Here is a 22566-nt window from a genome sequence, read left to right on the forward strand (position 1 = left end):
GGAAGCATTCACCATGAGCGAAACATTGATCGACATTCAAATGCAGGTGATGTGGAACCGCCTGGTCTCGGTGGTCGAAGAGCAGGCCCTGACCCTGATCCGCACCGCCTTCTCCACCAGCGTGCGCGAGGCCGGCGACCTGTCGGCCGGGGTCTTCGACCGCGCCGGCAACATGCTTGCCCAGGCCGTGACCGGCACCCCGGGCCACGTCAACACCATGGCCGAGGCGGTGGTGCACTTCATCAAGGACATCGGCGAGGACAACATCTTCGAAGGCGATGTCTACGTGACCAACGACCCGTGGAAGGGCACCGGGCACCTGCACGACATCACCATCGTCTCGCCATCCTTCTACCGGGGGCGGCTGATCGGCTACTTCGCCAGTACCGCCCACGTGGTGGATATCGGCGGCCGCGGCTTCGGCCCGGATGCCCGCGAGGTGTACGAGGAAGGCCTGTTCATCCCGATCATGAAGCTGTTCGAGCGCGGCAAGGTCAACCGCGACCTGATCAATATCCTGCGCAACAACGTGCGCGAGAACGATCGGGTGGTCGGCGACTTCTACGCCCTGTCGGCGTGCAACGAGACCGGGCACAAGCGCCTGCTGGACATGCTCGAGGAGTTCCAGCTGGACGACCTGGAGCATATCGGCAGCTTCATCCTGGAACACAGCCGCCGCGCCACCCTGGAATGCTTCAAGTCGCTGCCCCACGGCACCTACAGCAACAGCATGACCCTGGACGGCTACGACGTGCCGGTCACCCTGGCGGTGACCCTGACTGTCGGCCCGGACGGCATCAAGAGCGACTTCACCGGGACCTCGGGCATGAGCCAGTTCGGTATCAACGTGCCCCTGGGCTATGCCAAGGCCTATGCCTGCTATGGCCTGAAATGCATCGTCGCACCGGAAATCCCCAACAACTCGGCGTCCCTGGAGCCCTTCGAGGTGACCGCGCCGGAAGGCTGCATCCTCAATGCCAAGCACCCGGCGCCGGTGTCGGTGCGTCATGTGCTCGGCCACTTCGTGCCCGACCTGGTCCTTGGTGCGCTGCACAAGTGCCTGCCGGGCAAGGTCCCGGCCGAGGGCGCCAGTGCCCTGTGGAACCTGCACCTGAGCGTGCGCCCGCTGGACAGCAACCCCAACGGCCGCAATGCCGAGATGCTGATGTTCAACAGCGGCGGCATGGGCGCCCGCTCGGCGATGGATGGCCTGAGCGCCACGGCCTTCCCGAGCGGCGTGCACACCATGCCGGTGGAAGCCACCGAGCATGCCGGCCCGGTGGTGGTCTGGCGCAAGGAGCTGCGGGAAGGTTCCGGCGGTGCCGGCCTGCTGCGCGGCGGCCTGGGCCAGGAGATCGAGGTCTCGGCGGCCGAGGGCTACAGCTTCCGCTTCAGCGCCATGTTCGACCGTATCCAGTACGCCGCCCGCGGCCTGGAAGGTGGCCAGCCGGGCGCGGCAGGTTATGTCGGCCTGGACGATGGCAGCCTGCTGCGCGGCAAGGGCCAGCAGTTCGTGCCGGCGGACCGGCGCCTGGTCCTGCGCCTGCCCGGTGGCGGCGGCTACGGTGATCCGCGCCAGCGCGATCGCCAGCAGGTCGAGCGTGATCTGCGCTTCGGCTACATCAGCGCCGAGCAGGCGCGGGACGACTACGGCTTCGAAGCCGGCGGGGAGCGTTGAGATGGAAATCCAGAGCAGCCGCGTGCGCGCGGTGAAGAGCTCGCCAAGCATGGCGGTGTCGGTCCTGGCCAAGCAGATGCTGGCCCAGGGCGAGTCGGTGATCAACCTGGCCCTCGGTGAGCCGGACTACAACGTCCCGGCCCACGTGATCGAGGCCGCCCACCAGGCGATGCTCGCCGGCAACAACCACTACACCGGGCCCAATGGCCTGGAGTCGCTGCGCCAGGCCATCGTCGACAAGTTCGCCCGGGAAAACGACCTGGTCTACGGCCTCGATGAAATCTGCGTCGGCAACGGTGCCAAGCAACTGCTGTTCAATGCCTTCCTCGCCACGCTGGAGCCGGGCGACGAGGTGATTACCCCGGCGCCGTACTGGGTGTCCTACACCGATATGGCGATGCTCAATGGCGGCGTGCCCAAGGTTATTCCGTGCGATGCCGACCAGGGCTTCAAGCTGCGCCCGGAGCAACTGGAGGCGGCAATCACCCCGCGTACCCGCTGGGTCATGCTCAATTCGCCGAACAACCCGAGCGGGGCGATCTTCACCCGTGAGGAGCTGGCCGCCCTCGGCGCGGTCCTGGAGCGCCACCCGCACGTGCTGGTGATCTCCGACGAGATCTACGAGCACATCGTGCTCGGCGACCAGGCGTTCGTGTCCTTCGTCACCGCCTGCCCGCAGCTGCGCGATCGCACCCTGCTGATCAACGGCGTGTCCAAGGCCTATGCCATGACCGGCTACCGCCTCGGCTATGCCGCCGGGCCGAAGCACCTGATCGTGGCGATGAACAAGACCCAGTCGCAGACCACCACCTGTCCGTCGAGCATCTCCCAGCTGGCCGCCGTGGCCGCGCTGAACGGCCCGCAGGACTTCGTCCGCGAAGCCAACCGCGAGTACCAGGCTCGGGGCGAGCTGGTGGTGCGCGGGCTGGCGCAGATCCCGGGGCTGCAACTGGAGATGCCGCAAGGCGCCTTCTATGCCTTCCCCAATGTCGCGGCCTTTATCGGCAAGCGCACCCCGGACGGCGAGGTGATCGGCAACGACGCCGACCTCTCGGCCTATCTGTTGCGGGTCGGCAAGGTGGCCACGGTGCCGGGCTCTGCTTTCGGTCTGGAACCCTATGTACGGCTGTCGTTCGCCACATCGCGGCAGGAACTGGAACAGGCCCTCGGGCAGCTGCGCGATGCCTTCGCGGCCCTGTCCTGATTAATCGGAATTCGAGGTCACCATGAACAAACCTTTCAAACGCCTGCTGATCACCGGTGCCGCCGGACGCCTCGGCTCGGTGCTGCGCAAGCACCTGGCAGCCTTCGCCGACGAGCTGCGCCTGACCGATATCGCCGACCTGGGCCAGGCTGCGCCCCATGAACAGCTGATCCGCTGCGACCTGGGCAACTTCGACGACGTGCTGCCGCTGACCGAAGGCGTCGACGCCATCGTGCATGCCGGCGGCGTGCCGGTGGAGGACACCTTCGCGAAGATCCTCAACGGCAATATCGTCGGCACCTACAACATCTACGAAGCGGCGCGGCGCAATGGCGTCAAGCGCGTGGTGTACACCAGTTCCAACCACGCCATCGGCTTCTACGACCGCACCGAAACCATCGACGCGACTGCCGCCCACCGCCCGGACAGCCTGTACGGCGTGAGCAAGTGCTTCGCCGAGGACCTGGGCCGCTACTACTGGGACAAGTTCGGCATCGAGTCGGTCAACCTGCGCATCGGCTCCTCGTTCCCCGAGCCGCTGGACCGACGCATGCTCGCCACCTGGCTGTCGTTCGACGACTTTGCCCAGCTCACCGAGCGCTCGCTGCTGGCGCCGCGGGTCGGGCACATGATCGTCTACGGCCTGTCGGCCAACCGCGAAAGCCTGTGGGACAACCGCCTGGCCTCGTCCATCGGCTACGTGCCCCGGGACAGCGCCGACGACTATCGGGAAAAGGTCCTGGCCGAGCATCCGCCGCTGGACCCGAACGAACCGGCGGCGCGCTTCCACGGCGGCAACTTCGCTGGTGCCGGGCACTTCGAAGACCCGAAATGACCTCCACATCAACAGAGTGCTGAATCATGGCTTCCACGGCTAAACAACAGAATTACGATGTGGTGATCGTCGGTGGCGCGGTCAACGGCAGCTCCACCGCCTACTTCCTCGCCAACAACCCGGATTTCCAGGGCTCGGTGCTTGTCATCGAGCGTGACTGGACCTACAACAAGTCGGCCACCGCGCTGTCCAGCAGCTCGATCCGCCAGCAGTTCTCCAATCCGATCAATATCGAGATCTCGAAGTTCGGTGCCGAGTTCGTGCGCAACTTCCCCGAGGTCATGGAAGTGGACGGCGACAAGCCGAACCTGGCCTTCCACGAGAACGGCTACCTGTTCCTCGGCGACGACAAGGGCTACGAGGTGCTGCGCCGCCTGCACGACACCCAGGTGTCCCATGGCGCCGACGTGCACCTGCTCGACCCCGAGCAGCTGGCGCGGCAGTTCCCCTGGGTGAATATCGATTCCCTGGCCGGAGCCAGCTACGGCAAGACCGGCGAGGGCTGGTTCGATAGCCTCGGCATGCTCAATGGCTTCCGGCGCAAGGCGCGCGCCATGGGTATCGAGTACATCGAGAACGAGGTGGTCGGCATTCAGCGTGAAGGCGACCGCATCACCGGCGTGCAACTGGCCAGTGGCGAGCGCATCGGCTGCGGCGTGCTGGTCAACTGCGCTGGCACCCGGGGCACCAAGGTCGCCCGTCTGGCCGGCCTGGATATTCCGGTGGAGCCACGCCGCCGCTCGCTGTTCGTCTTCGACTGCCGCACCCCGCTGCAAGGCACGGTGCCGTTGACCATCGATCCGACCGGGGTGTTCTTCCGCCCCGAAGGGCAGTTCTACCTGGGTGGCACCTACCCGAAACACGACCCGGAAGTGGACTTCGAGGACTTCGACGTCATGCACGACGAGTTCGACGAAGAGGTCTGGCCGATCCTCGCCGAGCGCGTGCCGGCTTTCGAAGGGATCAAGGTGGTCAACTTCTGGGCCGGGCACTACGACTTCTGCGTGCTCGACCATAACGCCATCGTCGGCCCGCACAACGAGGTGGGCAACTTCCTCTTCTGCAACGGTTTCAGCGGCCACGGCCTGCAGCAGGCGCCCGCCATCGGGCGCGGGCTGTCCGAGCTGATCACCTATGGCGGCTATCGCTCGCTGGACCTGGGCGCGCTGTCCTACCAGCGGGTCATCGACAACAAGCCGTTCCTCGAAGACTCGGTTATCTGAGCGCGCTGCCTGAAGGAGAACAACAATGAGCGACAACACAGCGGTACGCAGCGGCGGGCAGGTCCTGGTCGATGCCTTGCGGGTCAACGGGGTCGAGCGCGCCTTCTGCGTGCCCGGCGAAAGCTACCTGGCGGTGCTCGATGCGCTGCATGACGTGCAGGACGAGATCGACCTGATCGTCTGCCGCCAGGAGGGCGGGGCGGCCTATATGGCCGAGGCCTACGGCAAGCTCACCGGCAAGCCGGGGATCTGCATGGTCACCCGTGGCCCGGGCGCGACCAACGCCTCGGTGGGCGTACACACGGCGTTCCAGGACTCGACGCCGATGATCCTGTTCATTGGCCAGGTGGCCCGTGACCAGATTGAGCGCGAGGCCTTCCAGGAGGTGGACTATCGGCGCATGTTCGGGCAGATGGCCAAGTGGGTGGTGCAGATCGATGACGCGGCGCGGATTCCCGAGCTGGTCAACCAGGCCTTCCAGCGCGCCATCAGCGGGCGCCCGGGCCCGGTGGTGGTGGCGCTGCCGGAAGACATGCTGACCGATCTGGTCTCGGTGGCCGACGCCCGCCCGGCGCAGCGGGTCGAGGCCGCTCCGGCTCCGGCGGCACTGGCCGAGCTGCAGACGCTGATCGGCAAGGCCAGCAAGCCGTTGGTGATTGCCGGTGGCGGTGGCTGGAATGCCGCGGCGGTGGCCGATCTCAAGCGTTTCGTCGAGGTGCAGAACCTGCCGTTGGCGGCCTCGTTCCGTTGCCAGGACCTGTTCGACAATACCGACCCGCACTATGCCGGTGACCTCGGCCTGGCGGCCGGCCTGGCGCTGGTGGAGGCGGTGAAAGGTTCCGACCTGCTGATCGTGGTCGGTGCCCGTCTCGGTGAAATGACCACTGGCGGCTACGCCCTGGTGGATATCCCGACGCCGAAGCAGGCCCTGGTCCATGTGCATGCCAGCGCCGAGGAAATCGGCCGGGTCTACCAGCCGACCCTGGGCATCAATGCCGGGCCGGCCAGCTTCCTGGCCCAGGCTGCGGACTTGCCGGCGGTGGCGCCGGCGGCGTTCGAGGACTGGGTCGCCAGCCTCAATCGCGGCTATCGCGGCAACTTCGAAACCCCGCGCTCGCCCGGCGATGTGCAGATGAGCGAAGTGATCGCCTGGCTGAACAAGACCCTGCCGGCCGACAGCATCCTCACCTGCGGCGCCGGCAACTACACCGGCTGGGTGCACCGTGGCTACCAGCACCGGGTGTTCCGCACCTTGCTCGGTCCAACCAACGGCTCCATGGGCTACGGCGTGCCGGCGGCGGTGGCGGCCAAGCTGACCTACCCGCAGCGTACGGTGATCGCCTTCGCCGGTGACGGCTGCTTCATGATGAATGGCCAGGAACTGGCCACGGCGGCGCACTACGACGCCCGGCTGATCACCATCGTGATCAACAACGGCATGTACGGCACCATCCGCATGCACCAGGAGCGCAGCTACCCGGGCCGGGTTTCCGGCACCGAGCTGCATAACCCGGACTTCGCTGCGCTGGCCCGGGCCTATGGATTGCATGGCGAGACCGTGACCCGCACCGAGGACTTCGCCGGCGCCTTCGAGCGCTGCCAGGCCTCGGGCAAGGCGGCGCTGATCGAGATCCAGGTGGATCCGGAAGCCCTGACTCCGCGCATGACCCTCAGCCAGATTCGCGAGAAGGCGTTGCAGTCCGCGCGCTGATTGACCTCGGGTGGGGCGCGGTACGGCCCCACCTTTTTCCCTTTTTCGAACGAGCCAATCGACATGAAACTTGCCGATCACGACCTGCTGCGTGAGTGTTGCTATATCGACGGGCAATGGCTGGCGGCCGACAGCGGCCAGCGCATTGCCGTGACCAATCCGGCCAATGGCGAGGTGCTGGGGCATGTGCCACGGATGGGCGCCGAGGAGACCCGTCGCGCCATCGCCGCCGCCGAGCGTGCCCTGCCGGCCTGGCGTGCGCTGACCGCCAAGGAGCGGGCGGCGCGCCTGCAAGCCTGGTTCCGCGAGATCATGACCCACCAGGAAGACCTGGCGCGGATCATGACCGCCGAGCAGGGCAAGCCTCTGGCCGAGTCCCGTGGCGAGATCGCCTTTGCTGCGTCCTACCTGGAGTTCTATGCCGAGGAGGGCAAACGTATCTATGGCGATGTGATCCCGTCGCCGAATGCCGACCGGCGCCTGCTGGTGACCAAGGAACCGATTGGCGTCTGCGCGGCGATCACGCCATGGAACTTTCCCTCGGCGATGATCACCCGCAAGGCCGCCCCTGCGCTGGCGGCGGGCTGCACCCTGGTACTCAAGCCGGCCTCGCAGACACCGTTCAGTGCCCTGGCGCTGTGTGTATTGGCGGAGCGCGCGGGTATTCCGCCGGGTGTGCTCAGTGTGGTGACCGGTGATTCCGCGGCCATTGGCGGCGAGCTGACGGCCAGCCCGGTGGTGCGCAAGCTGTCGTTCACCGGCTCGACGCCGATCGGCATCCAGTTGCTGCAGCAGTGCGCGGCGACGGTGAAGAAGGTGACCATGGAGCTGGGCGGCAATGCGCCGTTTATCGTCTTCGACGACGCCGACCTGGAGAAGGCGGTGGAAGGCGCGCTGATCGCCAAGTTCCGCAACAGTGGGCAGACCTGTGTCTGCGCCAACCGCTTCTATATCCAGGACGGCATCTATGAGCGCTTCGTGCAGCGTTTTGCCGAGCGGGTGAACGAGCTGGTGGTGGGCGAGGGCGATCAGCCAGGAACCCAGGTCGGACCGATGATCGACGGGCGTGCTGCCACCGGGGTGGAGCGCATGGTCAGCGAGGCAGTGGAGGCGGGTGCTCGGGTGGTCGCGGGTGGGCGTCGGCATGCGCTGGGCGATGCGTTCTTCGAGCCGACCTTGCTGGCGGATGTCACGCCGCAGATGCGCGTGGCGCGGGAGGAGATCTTCGGGCCGGTAGCGCCGATCTTCCGCTTCTCCAGCGAGGAGGAGGTGATCGCGGCGGCCAATGACACCGAGTTCGGCCTGGCCTGCTACCTGTATGCGCGGGATCTGGGGCGTGTGTGGCGGGTCTCGGAGGCGCTGGAATACGGGATGGTCGGGGTCAACGTCGGGGTGGTGGCGACCGAAGTCGCGCCGTTTGGCGGGGTCAAGGCGTCGGGGCTGGGGCGGGAAGGGTCGCGGTACGGGATCGAGGATTACCTGGAGATCAAGTACGTCTGCCTGGGGTTGTGAAACGCTGAGGGCCCTATCGCTGGCAAGCCAGCTCCCACAGGTTCACCGGTGCTCTCGAAAGCAGCGGGGTCCCTGTGGGAGCTGGCTTGCCAGCGATGAGGCCGGTACAGGCAACCTCAGCTCTTGCTATCAAGCACCCGCTGGTACCGCGACAGACTTTCTTCCAGATGCTTGCGCAACGCCGTCCGCGCCCCGTTCACATCACCCATGGTGATCGCCGAGAGGATCGCGCCATGCTCGCGGCCGATCTTCTTGATATGGGTCTGGCGGTTCTTGCCCGTCACCTGGCCATGCTTGAGGTTGAGGTCAAGGATGATGTCCGGCCCCAGGGCTTCGAGCAGTTGGGTGAAGTGCGGGTTGTTGGTGGCCCGGGCAATCGCCAGGTGGAATTCGAAGTCGGCCTTGGCTTCTTCTTCCAGGCTCGCCCCGTCCAGCGCATTGAAGCGGTCGAAGGCTTCGGTGATCTGCGCCATGCTGGTCGGGCTGCGGCGCTCGGCAGCACGGGCCACCGATTCGGTCTCGATGCCCAGGCGCAATTCGAGGATGTGCGCCGCTGCGCGTACATCATCGACCACGCTGTCGATGGCGAAGCCGATGCGCTTCACATCCTGCTCGACCACGAACACCCCCACCCCCTGGCGGGCAATGAGGCGGCCGCCGAGGCGCAGCGAGGCAACGGCCTCACGGATCACCGGGCGGCTGACCCCGAATTCCTTGCACAGCTCCTGCTCGGACGGCAGCTTGTCGCCGGGCCGGTAGGTGCCATTGTCGATCCGCCCGGACAGCTCCTGGATCACGGTTTCCGCCAGATTGGCGCGGCGCGTGCCTAACGACGCATTCATCGAATTGCTCCTGAAACTGATTTGGCTCATCACGGTTGATTCTCCGCCAGGTCATGCGCAGCCCGTAAGCCCCATGCGGTCGGGATCCGTAGCCAACCAGCGGTAATTGTGTGGCCATATGTTATCAAACATCTGACCAGGCAGGTGGCGACGGCCGATTTACGGCCGGGTTCGCCTCGGGCGCTTGCCAGGCTTTTTTACATTTTTCCCAAGCATACACCCATTGACAGTTGCCTGCTGACTGTTATCTTACAAGTGCGATGGCGTTCTGGCCAATCGCGAGCGGTAAGCGATGACGAGGTGCTCGGTCTGCTTGCGTGCACCCCATTGGCTTGCCCTGTTTCTCGCTGGTTCGTCCGACCACTACTGGGAGCTGAAAAAATGAAGAAGAATATCGGCGGGCGTACAGCCCTAGCGACCGCGGTAACGTTGTTCATGGCCATGGGGATCGCGCAGGCGGAAGTGGTCAAGATCGGTTTCGCCGGCCCCCTCACCGGGCCTTCGGCACACCAGGGGCAGGATGTCGAGCACGGCATCCAGATCGCCATCGAGGAAGCCAACCAGCAACAACTGAAGATCGGTGGCGAAGTGGCCGAGTTCAAGCTGGTCTCCGAGGACGATGTCGCCGACCCCCGTACCGGCACTGCCGTGGCCCAGCGCCTGGTGGATTCGAAAGTGGCGGTGGTGATCGGTCACTACAACTCCGGCACCAGCATCCCCGCTTCGAAGATCTATGCCGCCGCCGGCGTTCCGCAGATCTCTCCCTCCGCCACCAACCCGGCGCTGACCCAGCAGGGCATCCCCTCGGTGTTCCGCGTGGTCAACGACGACGCCACCCTCGGCCGCTACGCCGGCAACTACCTGGTCAACAAGCTCGAGGCCAAGCGCATCGCCATCTTCGATGACCGTACCGCCTACGGCCAGGGCCTGGCCGACGAGGTGACCAAGGCGGTCAAGGCGGCCGGCGGCAATGTGGTGGTGCGCGAGTACACCAACGACAAGTCCACCGACTTCAACGCCATCCTCACCACGGCCAAGGCACAGAAGGCCGATGCGGTGTTCTTCGCCGCCCTCGACTACCAGGCCGCGCCCATGGCCAAGCAGATGAAGAACCTCGGCCTGAAGGCACGCTTCATGAATATCGGCAACCTGCCCAACGAACAGTTCAAGCAGATGGCCGGCAGCGCCGCCAACGGCGTCTACGCCTGGAACTACGGCACGCCGCTGCTGGACATGCCCAAGGGCGCGGCCTTCGAGCAGAAGCTCAAGGACAAGTTCGGCGTCGGTGTGGTGCAGTCCTCGCCGGCGGCCTACGACGCCACCTGGGCGGCGATCAATGCCATGGTCAAGGCCGGTTCCGCCGACCCGAAAACCTACCTGCCGGTGCTCAAGAGCGAAAGCTACGAAGGCGTCACCGGCACCATCGCCTTCGATGACAAGGGCAACCTGAAAAGCCCGGCGGCAACCGTGTTCCAGTTCGCCGATGGCGGCTGGAAAACCATGTCGGTCGAGCGCAACTGAGCTTTACCCCAATAACAAGCGGGCCCGCGAGGCCCGCCGCATAACAAGAAGATCTTTTCCCACCTGCCAGGCCAGTCGCACGCGCGGTCAACCCTCCGCCGTGACGATCTCAATGCAGTTTCGAGGATTCAGCTCGTGGACGGTACTTTCGATATTTTGTTGCAGCAGGTCCTCAACGGCCTGGTGCTGGGCAGCATCTACGCCCTGGTCGCGCTGGGCTACACCATGGTCTACGGGATCATCGGCCTGATCAACTTCGCCCATGGCGAGGTGGTGATGGTCGGCGCCATGGTCACCATTTCGGTTCTCTCCATGCTGGCGGGCGCAGGCTTTGCCCCGGGCATCGTCACCCTGCTCCTGGCGATCATGGCCGCGGCGGTGGTGTGCATGCTGCTGGCCCAGGGCATGGAGAAATACGCCTACCGGCCGCTGCGCAAGGCGCCGCGGCTGACCCCGCTGATTCTCGCCATCGGCATCTCCATTGCCCTGCAGAACCTGGCGATGATGATCTGGGGCCGTGGCTACAAGACCTTTCCGGAAGTGATCGAGACCCAACCGGTGGAGATCCTCGGCGCGACCCTGACCAACGTGCAGGTGTCGATCATGATCATCTCCGTGGTGATCATGCTCGGCCTCTGGCTGCTGGTAGACAAGACCCGCCTCGGCAAGGCCATGCGCGCCACCGCGCAGAACCAGGAAGTGGCCGGGCTGATGGGCATCAATATCAACCGGGTGATTTCCGCGACCTTCCTGATCGGCGCCAGCCTTGGCGCGATCGCCGGGGTGATGCGCGCCATCAACTACGGCCAGGCCGACGCCTACATGGGCCTGCTGTTGGGCCTGAAAGCCTTCTCCGCTGCGGTGCTCGGCGGTATCGGCAACCTTTTCGGGGCCATGGCCGGGGGCCTGTTGCTGGGGCTGATCGAGTTGCTGGCGGCGGGCTATGCCGGGCAGTTCACCGGCGGTTTCCTCGGTGCCAACTACCAGGACATCTTCGCCTTCGCCGTGCTGATCCTGGTCCTGCTGTTCCGCCCCAATGGCCTGCTTGGCGAACGCCAGGCCGACCGCGCCTGAGGTGGCCGTGATGAAAAACCACAAGACCCAATACCTGTTGCTGATCCTCGGCTTCATCGCCTTGCCGTTCCTGGTCGATGCCATTCCCATGCTCGGCCCGACCTGGGTACGTATCCTCGGCTTTGCCATGCTCTACGTGCTCCTGGCCCTGGGCCTGAACATCGTGATCGGCTACGCCGGCCTGCTGGACATGGGCTACATCGGCTTCTACGCCATCGGCGCCTACCTGTACGCCTTGCTCGCCTCCCCGCACCTGAACATGGCCGGGCTGACCGGTGGCGTGCTGGACTGGCCGCTGTGGGTGATCATCCCCCTGGCGGCCGTGGCCGCAGCCATCTGCGGGGTGCTGATCGGCGCCCCGGTGCTCAAGCTGCGTGGCGACTACCTGGCTATCGTCACCCTGGGCTTCGGCGAGATCATCCGCATCTTCATGAACAACCTCGACCAGCCGGTGAACCTCACCAACGGTCCCCAGGGCATCAGCAATATCGCTCCGCTGCATATGGACTTCGGCGCCTGGAGCCACGCGCCGGGGCAGGGCGCGGCGCCGGTGCTGTCGCTGCAGGAAAGCTGGAGTCTGTTCGGCCTGAACGTGTCGCCGGTGATCAGCTACTACCTGTTCTTCCTGTTCATCGTGATCCTCTGCATCGTCCTCTCCAAGCGCCTCGAAGTCTCGCGCATCGGCCGCGCCTGGATGGCCCTGCGCGAAGATGAGGTGGCTGCCGAGGCCATGGGCCTGAACAAGCGCAACCTCAAGCTGCTGGCCTTCGCCATGGGCGCCACCTTCGGCGGCGTGTCCGGGGTGCTGTTCTCCAGCTACCAGGGCTTCGTCAGCCCCGAGTCCTTCACCCTGATGGAGTCGATCATGGTCCTGGCCATGGTGGTGCTCGGTGGCATGGGTTCGATTCGTGGCGTGGTCCTGGGGGCGCTGATCCTCTCGGTGATGCCCGAGCTGTTCCGCGACCTGGTCAATTGGATCCAGCCCTGGGTAATGGACAATGTCACCTTCGTCAGCCGCGACATCCTGCGCAACGTGCTGGATGCCTCGACCCTGCGCATGCTGGTGTTCGGCTTTGCCCTGATCCTGGTCATGCGTTTCCGTCCCGAAGGCCTGTGGCCGTCCGATCGCCGTCGCGCCGAGCTGCATGACGCCGACCCCGAGCCCGCTCCCGTACCGGCGGCATTGAGCACGGCAGTGCATGCGCCGGCCAGCGAGGCTTCCTTCGAATACCCGGCCAAAGAGGCGGACAAGGCATGAGCGATATCCTTCTCGAACTGCATCAGGTCAGCAAGTTCTTCGGCGGCCTGCAGGCCCTGCATGGCATCGACCTGAGCATCCGTCGCGGCGAGATCCGCGGCCTGCTCGGCCCCAACGGCGCCGGCAAGACCACCTTGTTCAACGTGCTCACCGGGCTGTACCAGGCCGAGCAGGGGCGGGTGATGTTCGACGGCAAGCCGCTGCGCATCAGCAAGCCGGACAAGGTGGTGGAAGCCGGCATCTCGCGGACCTTCCAGAACATCCGCCTGTTCCACAACATGACGGCCCTGGAGAACGTGATGATCGGCCGCCATGTGCGTACCCGCAGCGGTGTGTTCGGCGCCATCCTGCGTACCGCCGCCTGCGTGCGCGAAGAGCGCGAGATCCGCCAGGCTGCGCGCCATTGGCTGGACTACGTCGGCATCGCCCACCTCGGCAGCGAACTGGCGAAAAACCTCTCCTACGGCGACCAGCGCCGCCTGGAAATCGCCCGCGCCCTGGCCACCGAACCCAAGCTGATCGCCCTCGACGAGCCCGCCGCCGGCATGAACGCTTCGGAGACCGAAGGCCTGCGCAAGCTGATGTGCAAGATGCAGGCGGACGGCAAGACGGTGCTGCTGATCGAGCACGACGTGAAGCTGGTCATGGGCCTGTGCGACCACGTCACCGTGCTGGAATTCGGTCGCAAGATCGCCGACGGCCTGCCGGCCGACGTGCAGAAGGATCCCAAGGTCATCGAGGCGTACCTCGGTGCGGAGGTAGAGGCATGAAGAACATTCTCGAAGTCAGCGACCTCAAGGTCGCCTACGGTGCGATCCAGGCGATCAAGGGCATCGACCTCAAGGTCCGCGAAGGCGAGATGGTCGCCCTGATCGGTGCCAACGGTGCTGGCAAGACCACCACGCTGAAGACCCTTGGCGGCCTGCTCACTCCGAGTGCCGGGCAGATCACCTTCGACGGCAAGGCCCATTCGGCGATCAAGGCCTATGACCTGATCCGCGAGGGCCTGGCCCTGGTGCCGGAAGGGCGGGGCATCTTCCCCAAGCTGACCGTGCACGAGAACCTGGAAATGGGCGCCTTTTCCCGGCGCGACGGCAAGGACGCGATCAACGCCGATATCGAGCGCATGTACGGCATTTTCCCGCGCCTCAAGGAGCGCGCCTTCCAGCTGGCCGGGACCATGTCCGGCGGCGAGCAGCAGATGCTGGCGATCTCTCGCGCGTTGATGGGCCGGCCCAAGCTGCTGTTGCTGGACGAGCCGTCCATGGGACTGGCGCCGATCATCGTGCAGAAGATCTTCGAAACCATCCGCGAGGTGGTCAAGGGCGGCGTGACCCTGCTGCTGGTCGAGCAGAACGCGCGCCTGGCGTTGCAGACCTGCGACCGCGCCTATGTGATCGATTCCGGGCGCATTGCCCTGGCGGGTGATTGCCACGAACTGCTGCATGACCAGCAGGTACAGAAGGCCTATCTCGGCGAATGACCGGGCTGTTTTTGAATGGAGAGGAAAAGCTGTGAACCAGATTGAACGCTACGGATTCGATACCCGGGTCCACCATGGGGTAAAGCACAACGGCGTGGTCTACCTGACCGGCCAGGTCGGCACGCCGGGAACTTCCGCCGCCGACCAGACCCGCGAGGTGCTGGGCAAGATCGATGAGTTGCTGGCCCAGGCCGGCACTGACAAGCGCCGCATCCTCAACGTCCAGCTGTGGCTGGACGATCTGCGCGACTTCGACGAGGTCAACCAGGTCTGGGATGCCTGGGTCGACACGGCGCACGCCCCGGCCCGTTCCACTGGCCAGGTGCGCATGACCAGGCCCGGCATGCTGGTGGAAATCATCGTTACCGCCGCGGCCTGAGGGACGGTATTGGCTTTATCTCGCCGTCGTCCGCGCGACGGCGAAGTGCATCGAAGGTTTCAGATGACGTCGCAATCACAAGAAAAACACGGCTCCCTGCAACATGGCCTGACCTCTCGTCAGGTCTCCATGATTTCCATCGCCGGCATCATCGGTGCCGGCCTGTTCATTGGTTCGTCCAATGCCATCGCCTCGGCCGGCCCGGCGATTCTCATCTCCTACGCCATGACCGGCCTGCTGGTGTTGCTGGTGATGCGCATGCTCGGCGAAATGGCCGTGGCCAACCCCGACAGCGGCTCGTTCTCCACCTATGCCGGGCAGGCCATCGGGCCCTGGGCTGGTTTTACCATCGGCTGGCTGTACTGGTGGTTCTGGGTGCTGATCATCCCGGTCGAGGCCATCGCTGGCGCGGACATTCTGCACGCCTGGTTCCCGGCCGTGCCGTCCTGGTTGTTCGCCTTCCTGATCATGGGCGTGCTGGCCTGCAGCAACCTGGTTAGCGTGAAGAACTTCGGCGAGTTCGAATTCTGGTTCGCCCTGGTCAAGGTGCTGGCGATCATCGCCTTTATCGTGGTCGGTGCCATGGCGGTGTCTGGTTTCTGGCCACTGGCGCAGGTTTCCGGGGTCAGCCAACTGTGGGCCAATGGCGGCTTCATGCCCAATGGTTTCGGCACGGTGCTGGGCGGGGTGCTGATCACCATCTTCTCGTTCTTCGGTGCCGAGATCGTCACCATTGCCGCCGATGAAACCTCCAATCCCCAGGAGAAGATCCGTCGTGCCACCAACCTGGTGGTGTACCGCATCGCGATCTTCTACCTGGTGTCGATCTTCCTGGTGGTGTCGCTGGTGGCCTGGAATGACCCGGGGCTCAAGGCGGTGGGGTCTTTCCAGCGGGTGCTGGAGGTTCTGAATGTGCCGGGGGCCAAGCTGATCGTCGACCTGGTGGTCCTGGTGGCGGTGACCAGTTGCATGAACTCGGGGCTGTATACCGCGTCGCGCATGTTGCATTCGCTGGGTGCCCGGGGCGAGGCGCTGCCGATTGTCCGGCGGGTCTCGCGCAATGGCGTGCCGGTGGTGGCGGTGTTGTTGTCGACCCTGGCCGGGTTTGGAGGCTGTGTCGTGAACTATGTGTTTCCGGGCAAGGTGTTCAGCTTCCTGCTCTCGACCACCGGGTCGATTGCCTTGCTGGTGTACCTGGTGATCGCCGTGTCCCAGCTGCGCATGCGGGCGCGAGCCGAGCGGGCAGGGACGCCACCGGCGTTTCGCATGTGGCTGTTCCCTTGGCTGACCTGGCTGGTGATCGCGGCGATCCTCACGGTGCTGGGCTATATGCTGGTCAGCGATGCCTATCGCTACGAGGCGCTGATGACGGCGGGGGTGACCCTGTTCATCCTGCTGGTGTGCTTTACCCGGCAGCGGGTGCCGGGGTTGGCGGCTGCTGTGGATTGAGGGTGCTGCTGATGGCCTCATCGGAGGTGATCGAGGGGCGCCTGGCCAGGGCGCTGGATGAAGGCTGGGATATCGATGTCGTTTTGGGGCAGGCGGGGCGATAGCGTTCAACGCTGGGTCAGGCGAATGATCTGCCTCGCACAAAACGCCCCGGTCAGGATCACCCCGAACAGCCGCAAGGTCTGCATTGCCAGGACCAGGCCGACATCGGCATGGGTTTCCACCGCTATGATCGCCATGGCGTCCAGGCCGCCGGGGCTGGTCGCCAGGTACATGGACAGGAAGTCCGTGCCGGCGATGCGCGCCAGTACCCAGGCGCAGCCGGCGCAGAGCAGGATCAGCACCAGTGCCCCGGCGATCATCGTCGGCAGGCGTTTCCAGACATAGCCCATGGTCTGGCGGTCGAAGCGCAGGCCGATATAGCAACCGATGGCGCCGTAGGCGAAGGCCAGCAGCCATTCCGGCATCTCGATGACCAGCACGCCGCCCAGTTGCAGCACACCACCGAGCAGCAACGGCACCAGCAAGGCGCCGGCCGGCAGCCGGTTGCCCAGTGCGATCCCCAGCAGGACCACCCCCAGGCTCAGGGCCATGTTGCCCAGCTCCGGCGCCGCCACCAGTGGCGCGGCGCTGGCGGTCAGCCCATCACCGATGGACGCCCCGAGGGCATGGCTGACCAGCGAACCCACCATCACCACGCACACCACCCGCACATACTGCATGGTCGCCACGACCCGCGCGTCGGCGCCGTATTCCTCGGCCATCGAGACCATCGCCGAAGCCGCGCCGGGGGCTGTGCCCCAGGCTGCCGTGCTGCCGGGGATGCCACCAAAGCGCACGGTGCCCAGGCCCACCAGGGCACTCAACACCACGGTAACCAGGGTGGCGAACAGCATCAGCGGCCAGGCCTGGGCCAGTGACACCAGGACGGCCCAGGTCACCGAATGGGCCACCAGCAAGCCGACGCAACCCTGGCCGAAGCGGAATACCTGGCGATGCAGGCTGAGGTTGGCGCCGCTGACACCGAAGACGATGGCCACCAGCATCGGGCCGAGGAACAGGCCGGCGGGAACCGACAGGGCGTGGAGGATCTGGCCCGCGCTGCCGGCGCTCAGGATCAGCATCAGCCAGCGGGGAAGGGAGGTGTGGAGGCGGTGTTTCGGGGTGGGGTCAGGCAAGGTCGAGAGTCTCCTGCGGGGGGGGGGCAATGACCGGCGGGCCAGTGGCCGTCGGCGGAGAAATTATCGACTTGGCGAATCATCAAGTCTATTTTCTACTTTCGATCAATCGATAACTGAAATTCATCAATCATGGACCTTCGCGACCTCAAGTACTTCGCAACCATCGCCGAACTGGGCCATCTCGGGCGGGCGGCGGAAAAGCTCAACCGCAGTCAGCCGGCCCTGAGCAAAAGCATCCAGCGCCTTGAGGAGTCGCTCGGCGCACGCCTGTTCAAGCGCGACGGCCGGCGCATCAAGCTGACTGATGTCGGTGAACTGTTGCTGGCTCGTGGTCGGCAACTGCAGATGAGCATCGCCGAGACCGAGCGCGAGATCCGCGATTTCGCCGGTGGCCTGACGGGCACGATTCGCCTGGGTTGCGCGGCGAGTATGGCCGAGTACCTGTTGCCCCAACTCACTGCTGCGTTGCTGGAGCGGGCGCCGGATCTGCTGCTGAAGCTGTCGATCGCCCAGGACGACGTGCTCAGGGAGTCGCTGCGCTCCGATCGGCTGGACGTGATCATCTGTCCGCTGGTCGCGGATGAAGAGCACTTCGTCAGCTATCCGGTACTCGAGGATGAAATGGTGGTGGTGGCCAGTGCCGAACATCCGCTGTTCGACGGGCCGGTGGAGCTAAAGGATTTGTGCCAGTACCGCTGGGTGCTTGGTGCGCCAACGGTCAGTGCCAGGCGCTGGATCGACAATGCCTTCATCGAACACCAGTTGCCGGTCCCGGTGGTGCAGGTGGAGACCAATACCATCTCCATGCTGCCGCGGCTGATCGCGCAGACCCGGCTGCTGAGTTTCGTCGCACGGGAAATACTTGAACATGGGCAGGGGATGTCGCGCCTGAGGGAAGTGCCGCTGGCGCAGACCACCATGCTGCGCTCCATCGGGATTTCGCTGCCGGCGGGGCGTTATATCCCGCCGGCGGCGAATGCACTGGTCGAATTGCTGAGGGAGAACGGGCGCAGGTTTTTCCGCGAGGTGTGACGGGCTCAGGCGTCCTGCAAGGTCGCCATATCGATCACGAAGCGATACTTCACATCCCCCTTGATCATCCGCTCATAGGCTTCATTGATATTGCGGATATCCAGCATCTCGATATCGCAACGGATATCGTGGGCCGCGCAGAAATCCAGGACCTCCTGGGTCTCGGCAATCCCGCCGATCAGCGAGCCGGCGATGACCCGGCGCTTGAGCACCAGGTGCGCGGCATCGATGGCCGGTTCGACCGGCTCGATCAGCCCGACCAGGATATGCACGCCATTGAACTTGAGGGTTTGCAGGTACGGGTTGAGGTCGTGCTGTACCGGGATGGTGTCCAGCAGGAAATCGAAGTGGTCCGCCGCGGCGGCCATCTGCTCGGGGTCGGTGGACACGATCACATGGTCGGCACCCTGGCTGCGGGCTTCGGCGGCCTTGGCGGCGGAGCGGGTGAACAGGGTGACTTCGGCGCCCAGGGCCTTGGCCAGCTTGATGCCCATATGGCCCAGGCCGCCCATGCCGAGGATGCCGACCTTGTGGCCCGGGCCGACGCCGTGGTGGCGCAGTGGCGAGTAGGTAGTGATGCCCGCACAGAGGATCGGCGCCGCGCTGGCCAGGTCCATGCCGTCCGGGATGCGCACGACGAAGGCTTCGCTGACCACGATGCGGTTGGAGTAGCCGCCCAGGGTGTAGCTGCCGTCGACCCGGTCCGGGGTGGTGTAGGTCATGGTCGGGCCTTCCAGGCAGTACTGCTCCAGGTCGGCATGACAGGCTTCGCAGGTGCGGCAGGAGTCGACCATGCAGCCCACCCCGACCAGGTCGCCGGCCTGGTATTGGCTGACATTGCTGCCAACCGCGCTGACCCGGCCGATGATCTCGTGGCCCGGCATCAGCGGGTACACGGCGATGCCCCATTCGTTGCGTGCCTGGTGGATATCGGAGTGGCACACGCCGCAGTAGAGGATCTCGATGACCACGTCGTCGGCCCGCGGGGCGCGGCGTTCGAAGTGCATCGGGGTGAGCGGGGCGGTGGAGGATTGGGCAGCGTAGCCAATGGCTTTGTACATGGTGGGACACTCTCATTTTGCGACTTGCGAGGGCGGCGCACTTTACGCGCGGCGGCCGCGCCTGCCGATGAGCATTCCTCCGTTTGTCGTGCCTATTCCTCCAGGGCTGCTCATTTACCGGTGAAATCTGGGATCATGGCCCGCCTCTCCACTGTAGCGATTCAGCATGTCCGCCTCGATAGCCGCGCCCGGCCTTGAACACCTCTGCAACCTGATCCATCCCCTGGCCACCCGACCCGGGTTCGTCGAGACCCGTCTGCCCGAGGTGGAGGTGCTGTCGTGGTCCGGGTATGTGGCCAGCAGCCCGCAGATCTACGAGCCCAGCCTGATGATCCTGGCCCAGGGCAGCAAGCTGGCGCGGCTTGGCGAACGCACCCTGGACTATGGCGCCGGGCAGTACCTGGTGCAGGCGCTGTCGGTGCCGTTCATGTGCGAAACCTTCGCCAGCGAGGCGGAGCCGTTGTATGGGGTTTCGGTGGCGCTGGATCCGCTGGTGTTGAGTGAAATGGTCCAGAGCATGGATCCGCTGGCGGCTGGCCTGGCTCGGGCGCAGACCCCGGAATCCATGAGTTCGGCGCCGCTGGACGAGCCGATGGCGGAGGCGGTGCTGCGCCTGCTGCAATGCCTGCAACGGGACGAGGATGCCCGGGTGATGGGCGCGGCGCGGATGCGCGAGGTGTATTTCGCGGCGCTAAACGGGCCGCAGGCCGGGGCCTTGCGGGCGTTGGTGGAGCAGCAGGGGCATTTTGCGCGGATCGGTGCGTCACTGGCGTTTCTGCGGGATCACTATGACCAGCCGTTGAGCATCGATGATCTGGCGGGGCGGGCGAATATGAGTGCGTCGGCGTTTCATGAGCATTTCAAGCGCACCACCTTGTTGTCGCCGATCCAGTATTTGAAGCGCCTGCGCTTGTTGAAGGCGCAGCAGATGCTGATCGGCGAAGGGCTGGGGGTGGCGCAGGTGGCGCATCGGGTGGGATATCAGAGCAGTTCGCAATTCAGTCGCGAGTACAAGCGGCAGTTTGCGCGGAATCCGGGGGAGGAGGTGGCCAGTCGGTGATGGGGTGTTGCTGATGGCCTCATCGCCGGCAACGCCGGCTCCCACAAGGTCCGGCGGTGCCCACAATACCTGTGGGAGCCGGCGTTGCCGGCGATGCGCCGCGCAAGCGGCGCCCGATTCATCAGTCGCCGAACGGCCCCGCCTGGGTAAACGCCCCGCCTTGCAGCCCGGCACCCGGATCGTTCGCCGCCGGCTGCATCTTCCCGCGAAACCGCTCCGAGCTGTCCTTCGGCTCGAACCCCAGGTGCGCCGCATGACGGTTGTCCCACCACAGCTCACGGTTGGCCGATACCCCGTAGACCACCGTATGCCCCACACCCTCCGCCAGCAGCGCCCGCTCCACCAGGTGCGCCAGGTCGGCATAGCTCAGCCAGGTCGAGAGCATGCGCAGGTTGCGCGGCTCGGGGAATGACGAGCCGATCCGCAAGCTCACGGTCTCGATGCCATAGCGATGGAAATAGAAGGTCGCCAGGTCCTCGCCATAGGACTTCGACAGCCCGTAGTAGCAGTCCGGCCTGCGCGGCGAGTGGGCATCGACGGTCTCGTCCTGCGGATAGAAACCGGTGACATGGTTCGAACTGGCGAAGATCACCCGCTTGATCCCCTGTTTGCGCGCCGCCTCGTAGATATGGAAGGTGCCGCGGATATTCGCGTCGAGAATCTCCTCGAACGCCCGCTCGGTAGAAATTCCGCCCAGGTGCACGATGGCATCGACACCCTCGGCCAGGGCCAGGACCCCGGCCTTGTCGGCGAGGTCGCAGGGCAGCACTTCTTCATGGGCGCCGGCAGCCGGCGCCATTTCGCTGATATCGGAAACACGAACGATGGCGGCATGGGCCTGCAGGGCCTCGCGCAGGATCTGCCCGAGGCCGCCGGCGGCGCCGGTGAGCAGCAGGCGGTGGAAGGGTTTGCTGGTGGTCATGAAAGTGGCCTTTGCTTCGGTGGAAAACATGACCGGGCAGCCGGGTGGGCTGCCCGGAGGAGAGCGCTACATGAAGTTGTACTGGATCCCAAGGCGCCAGCGAGCCTGGCGGTCGTCGGTGGTGGAGCTGACCTTGATGTCACCCACTTCCATGAACGGCGCCCATTGCTTGTTGAGCTTGTACTTGATGATCAGGTTCTGCTCGTAGTCGCTCTTCTTGTTGTCGTAGCGGATGTAGTCGGTACTGAAGTGGATGTACTGGTACTCGAAGGCCCACGGGCCTTTCGGGGTATAGCCAAGCCAGCCTTCCAGACGGGTCGTGTTCTGGTTGTCCTTGGCGCGGTCGTCCTTGCTGCGGTCGATCTGGTCGCGATCGAGGCTGCGGGCGTCCTGGCGTACGCGGGTAGCGACATACCAGGTGTCGGAGATCTTGTAGCTGTACTTCAGGCCGAACTTGTAGGTGGTCGAATCCTTGGAGCTGTCCATCTGGAACGCCGGCGTCAGCGTCGACCGGGGACTCAACTTGTAGTTGTAGTCCACCGTGAACTCATGGCCGTTGTTGACCATGTTGTCGTAGGCGACGTCTTCGCGATCGCCCGCTGTCTTGTATTTGATCTCGGCGGCGAAGCCCAGGCCGCTGTCCATCCGGTAGTTCATCTTGATCCGGTCCGAATGGATGCTGTCGTCTTCGGTGAAACCGTGGCGGTAGTTGATGCTGGCCGAGTCCGCGAAGGCGTGCAGGGACAGGCCGAGTGTGGCGACGGCCACAAGGCTGTGCAGTGTGATGTTCATGCGATCTTCTTTTGTTTTTGTTGTTGAGGTCGGTATGAGGCAGGGGTCGGTAAAGGTGCTGTGGATGGGTGGCTCCGTGGCGGCAGGTGCAAAACAAGTTATCGGACAACTCTTGGGTTGTCTACGATTTCTTGAGATGTTGTCTGACGACAAATTTTGATGGCTCTATTTCGGGTGTTTCGCCTGTATGTGTTGGTGTTTGTGGAGGTTTGCAGGTGCTGAATTGGGTGGTTAAGGGTCGTTGATAAAGATTTCAAAGGGGTGCTTTTCAAAAGTTGTATGATGACGTAGGATCCTGTCCAGAGCGTGACTCTCCCGCCGCCAAACCTAATAAAAAGGCTCAGACGTC

General features: G+C 64.7%; 20 protein-coding genes. 15 read left to right on the forward strand and 5 right to left on the reverse strand.

Annotation, left to right across the window (positions count from 1 at the left end; translation table 11 throughout):
• Nucleotides 1–13 precede the first annotated feature (13 nt).
• The 6 genes from PSEMO_RS24140 (at nt 14) to PSEMO_RS24165 (ending at nt 8163) form a co-directional block, all read left to right on the forward strand.
• Nucleotides 14–1678 (forward strand): hydantoinase B/oxoprolinase family protein, encoded by a 1665-nt coding sequence (locus tag PSEMO_RS24140; RefSeq protein ID WP_075805455.1) that lies wholly within the window; start codon nt 14–16, stop codon nt 1676–1678.
• A 1-nt stretch (nt 1679) separates the two neighbouring features.
• Complete coding sequence (locus PSEMO_RS24145; RefSeq protein WP_075805456.1) at nt 1680–2882, forward strand: pyridoxal phosphate-dependent aminotransferase; 1203 nt, start codon at nt 1680–1682, stop codon at nt 2880–2882.
• 22 nt (nt 2883–2904) lie between these two features.
• On the forward strand, nt 2905–3717 hold the full coding sequence (locus tag PSEMO_RS24150; protein ID WP_075805457.1) for an NAD-dependent epimerase/dehydratase family protein: 813 nt from the start codon (nt 2905–2907) through the stop codon (nt 3715–3717).
• A 26-nt stretch (nt 3718–3743) separates the two neighbouring features.
• Nucleotides 3744–4940, forward strand: coding sequence for an NAD(P)/FAD-dependent oxidoreductase (locus PSEMO_RS24155; RefSeq protein ID WP_075805458.1), 1197 nt, complete (start codon nt 3744–3746; stop codon nt 4938–4940).
• A 25-nt stretch (nt 4941–4965) separates the two neighbouring features.
• Nucleotides 4966–6651: a thiamine pyrophosphate-binding protein gene (locus tag PSEMO_RS24160; RefSeq protein ID WP_075805459.1), complete on the forward strand. Its 1686-nt coding sequence runs from the start codon at nt 4966–4968 to the stop codon at nt 6649–6651.
• Nucleotides 6652–6714: 63 nt separating this feature from the next.
• Nucleotides 6715–8163 carry an NAD-dependent succinate-semialdehyde dehydrogenase gene (locus tag PSEMO_RS24165; protein WP_075805460.1) on the forward strand — a complete coding sequence of 483 codons (1449 nt, stop codon included), beginning with the start codon at nt 6715–6717 and terminating at the stop codon, nt 8161–8163.
• A gap of 116 nt (nt 8164–8279) precedes the next feature.
• Here PSEMO_RS24165 and PSEMO_RS24170 read toward each other — a convergent pair whose 3' ends face one another.
• Nucleotides 8280–9005: a FadR/GntR family transcriptional regulator gene (locus tag PSEMO_RS24170; RefSeq protein WP_075805461.1), complete on the reverse strand. Its 726-nt coding sequence runs from the start codon at nt 9003–9005 to the stop codon at nt 8280–8282.
• 381 nt (nt 9006–9386) lie between these two features.
• Between PSEMO_RS24170 and PSEMO_RS24175 the strand changes: the two genes are divergently transcribed.
• From PSEMO_RS24175 to PSEMO_RS24205, 7 genes are all read left to right on the forward strand, one after another.
• Entirely contained in the window at nt 9387–10526 is a 1140-nt protein-coding gene (locus PSEMO_RS24175; protein ID WP_256721188.1) for a branched-chain amino acid ABC transporter substrate-binding protein, read from the forward strand.
• A 135-nt stretch (nt 10527–10661) separates the two neighbouring features.
• Complete coding sequence (locus PSEMO_RS24180) at nt 10662–11600, forward strand: branched-chain amino acid ABC transporter permease (RefSeq protein ID WP_075805462.1); 939 nt, start codon at nt 10662–10664, stop codon at nt 11598–11600.
• A gap of 10 nt (nt 11601–11610) precedes the next feature.
• Nucleotides 11611–12858 (forward strand): ABC transporter permease subunit, encoded by a 1248-nt coding sequence (locus tag PSEMO_RS24185; protein ID WP_075805463.1) that lies wholly within the window; start codon nt 11611–11613, stop codon nt 12856–12858.
• Entirely contained in the window at nt 12855–13628 is a 774-nt protein-coding gene (locus PSEMO_RS24190; protein ID WP_075805464.1) for an ABC transporter ATP-binding protein, read from the forward strand. Before PSEMO_RS24185 ends, PSEMO_RS24190 begins: the two co-directional genes overlap by 4 nt.
• Complete coding sequence (locus PSEMO_RS24195; protein ID WP_075805465.1) at nt 13625–14341, forward strand: ABC transporter ATP-binding protein; 717 nt, start codon at nt 13625–13627, stop codon at nt 14339–14341. The genes PSEMO_RS24190 and PSEMO_RS24195 overlap by 4 nt, the downstream gene beginning before the upstream one ends.
• 31 nt (nt 14342–14372) lie before the next feature.
• A complete protein-coding gene (locus PSEMO_RS24200) occupies nt 14373–14720 on the forward strand; it encodes a RidA family protein (protein WP_075805466.1) in 348 nt (115 codons plus the stop codon).
• Between the two features lie 63 nt (nt 14721–14783).
• Complete coding sequence (locus PSEMO_RS24205; RefSeq protein ID WP_075805467.1) at nt 14784–16169, forward strand: amino acid permease; 1386 nt, start codon at nt 14784–14786, stop codon at nt 16167–16169.
• 107 nt (nt 16170–16276) lie between these two features.
• Here the strand turns inward: PSEMO_RS24205 and PSEMO_RS24210 are convergent, their stop codons facing one another.
• Nucleotides 16277–17293, reverse strand: coding sequence for an AbrB family transcriptional regulator (locus PSEMO_RS24210; RefSeq protein WP_075805615.1), 1017 nt, complete (start codon nt 17291–17293; stop codon nt 16277–16279).
• Nucleotides 17294–17479: 186 nt separating this feature from the next.
• Between PSEMO_RS24210 and PSEMO_RS24215 the strand changes: the two genes are divergently transcribed.
• The gene (locus tag PSEMO_RS24215; RefSeq protein ID WP_075805468.1) at nt 17480–18382 is read left to right on the forward strand and encodes a LysR family transcriptional regulator; all 903 of its coding nucleotides are present in this window, start codon (nt 17480–17482) and stop codon (nt 18380–18382) included.
• Nucleotides 18383–18387: 5 nt separating this feature from the next.
• Here the strand turns inward: PSEMO_RS24215 and PSEMO_RS24220 are convergent, their stop codons facing one another.
• Nucleotides 18388–19443 carry an NAD(P)-dependent alcohol dehydrogenase gene (locus PSEMO_RS24220; RefSeq protein WP_075805469.1) on the reverse strand — a complete coding sequence of 352 codons (1056 nt, stop codon included), beginning with the start codon at nt 19441–19443 and terminating at the stop codon, nt 18388–18390.
• A 166-nt stretch (nt 19444–19609) separates the two neighbouring features.
• On the opposite strand from PSEMO_RS24220, the gene PSEMO_RS24225 reads away from it, so the two are divergent.
• On the forward strand, nt 19610–20503 hold the full coding sequence (locus PSEMO_RS24225; protein ID WP_075805470.1) for an AraC family transcriptional regulator: 894 nt from the start codon (nt 19610–19612) through the stop codon (nt 20501–20503).
• Nucleotides 20504–20624: 121 nt separating this feature from the next.
• On the opposite strand, the gene PSEMO_RS24230 is transcribed toward PSEMO_RS24225, so the two are convergent.
• Both PSEMO_RS24230 and PSEMO_RS24235 read right to left on the reverse strand, forming a co-directional pair.
• Nucleotides 20625–21425: an NAD-dependent epimerase/dehydratase family protein gene (locus PSEMO_RS24230; RefSeq protein ID WP_075805471.1), complete on the reverse strand. Its 801-nt coding sequence runs from the start codon at nt 21423–21425 to the stop codon at nt 20625–20627.
• A 66-nt stretch (nt 21426–21491) separates the two neighbouring features.
• Complete coding sequence (locus PSEMO_RS24235; protein ID WP_075805472.1) at nt 21492–22217, reverse strand: oligogalacturonate-specific porin KdgM family protein; 726 nt, start codon at nt 22215–22217, stop codon at nt 21492–21494.
• Nucleotides 22218–22566: the final 349 nt, after the last annotated feature.

Origin of the sequence: Pseudomonas putida (assembly GCF_001941965.1) — a bacterium.
GTDB lineage: Bacteria > Pseudomonadota > Gammaproteobacteria > Pseudomonadales > Pseudomonadaceae > Aquipseudomonas > Aquipseudomonas putida_L.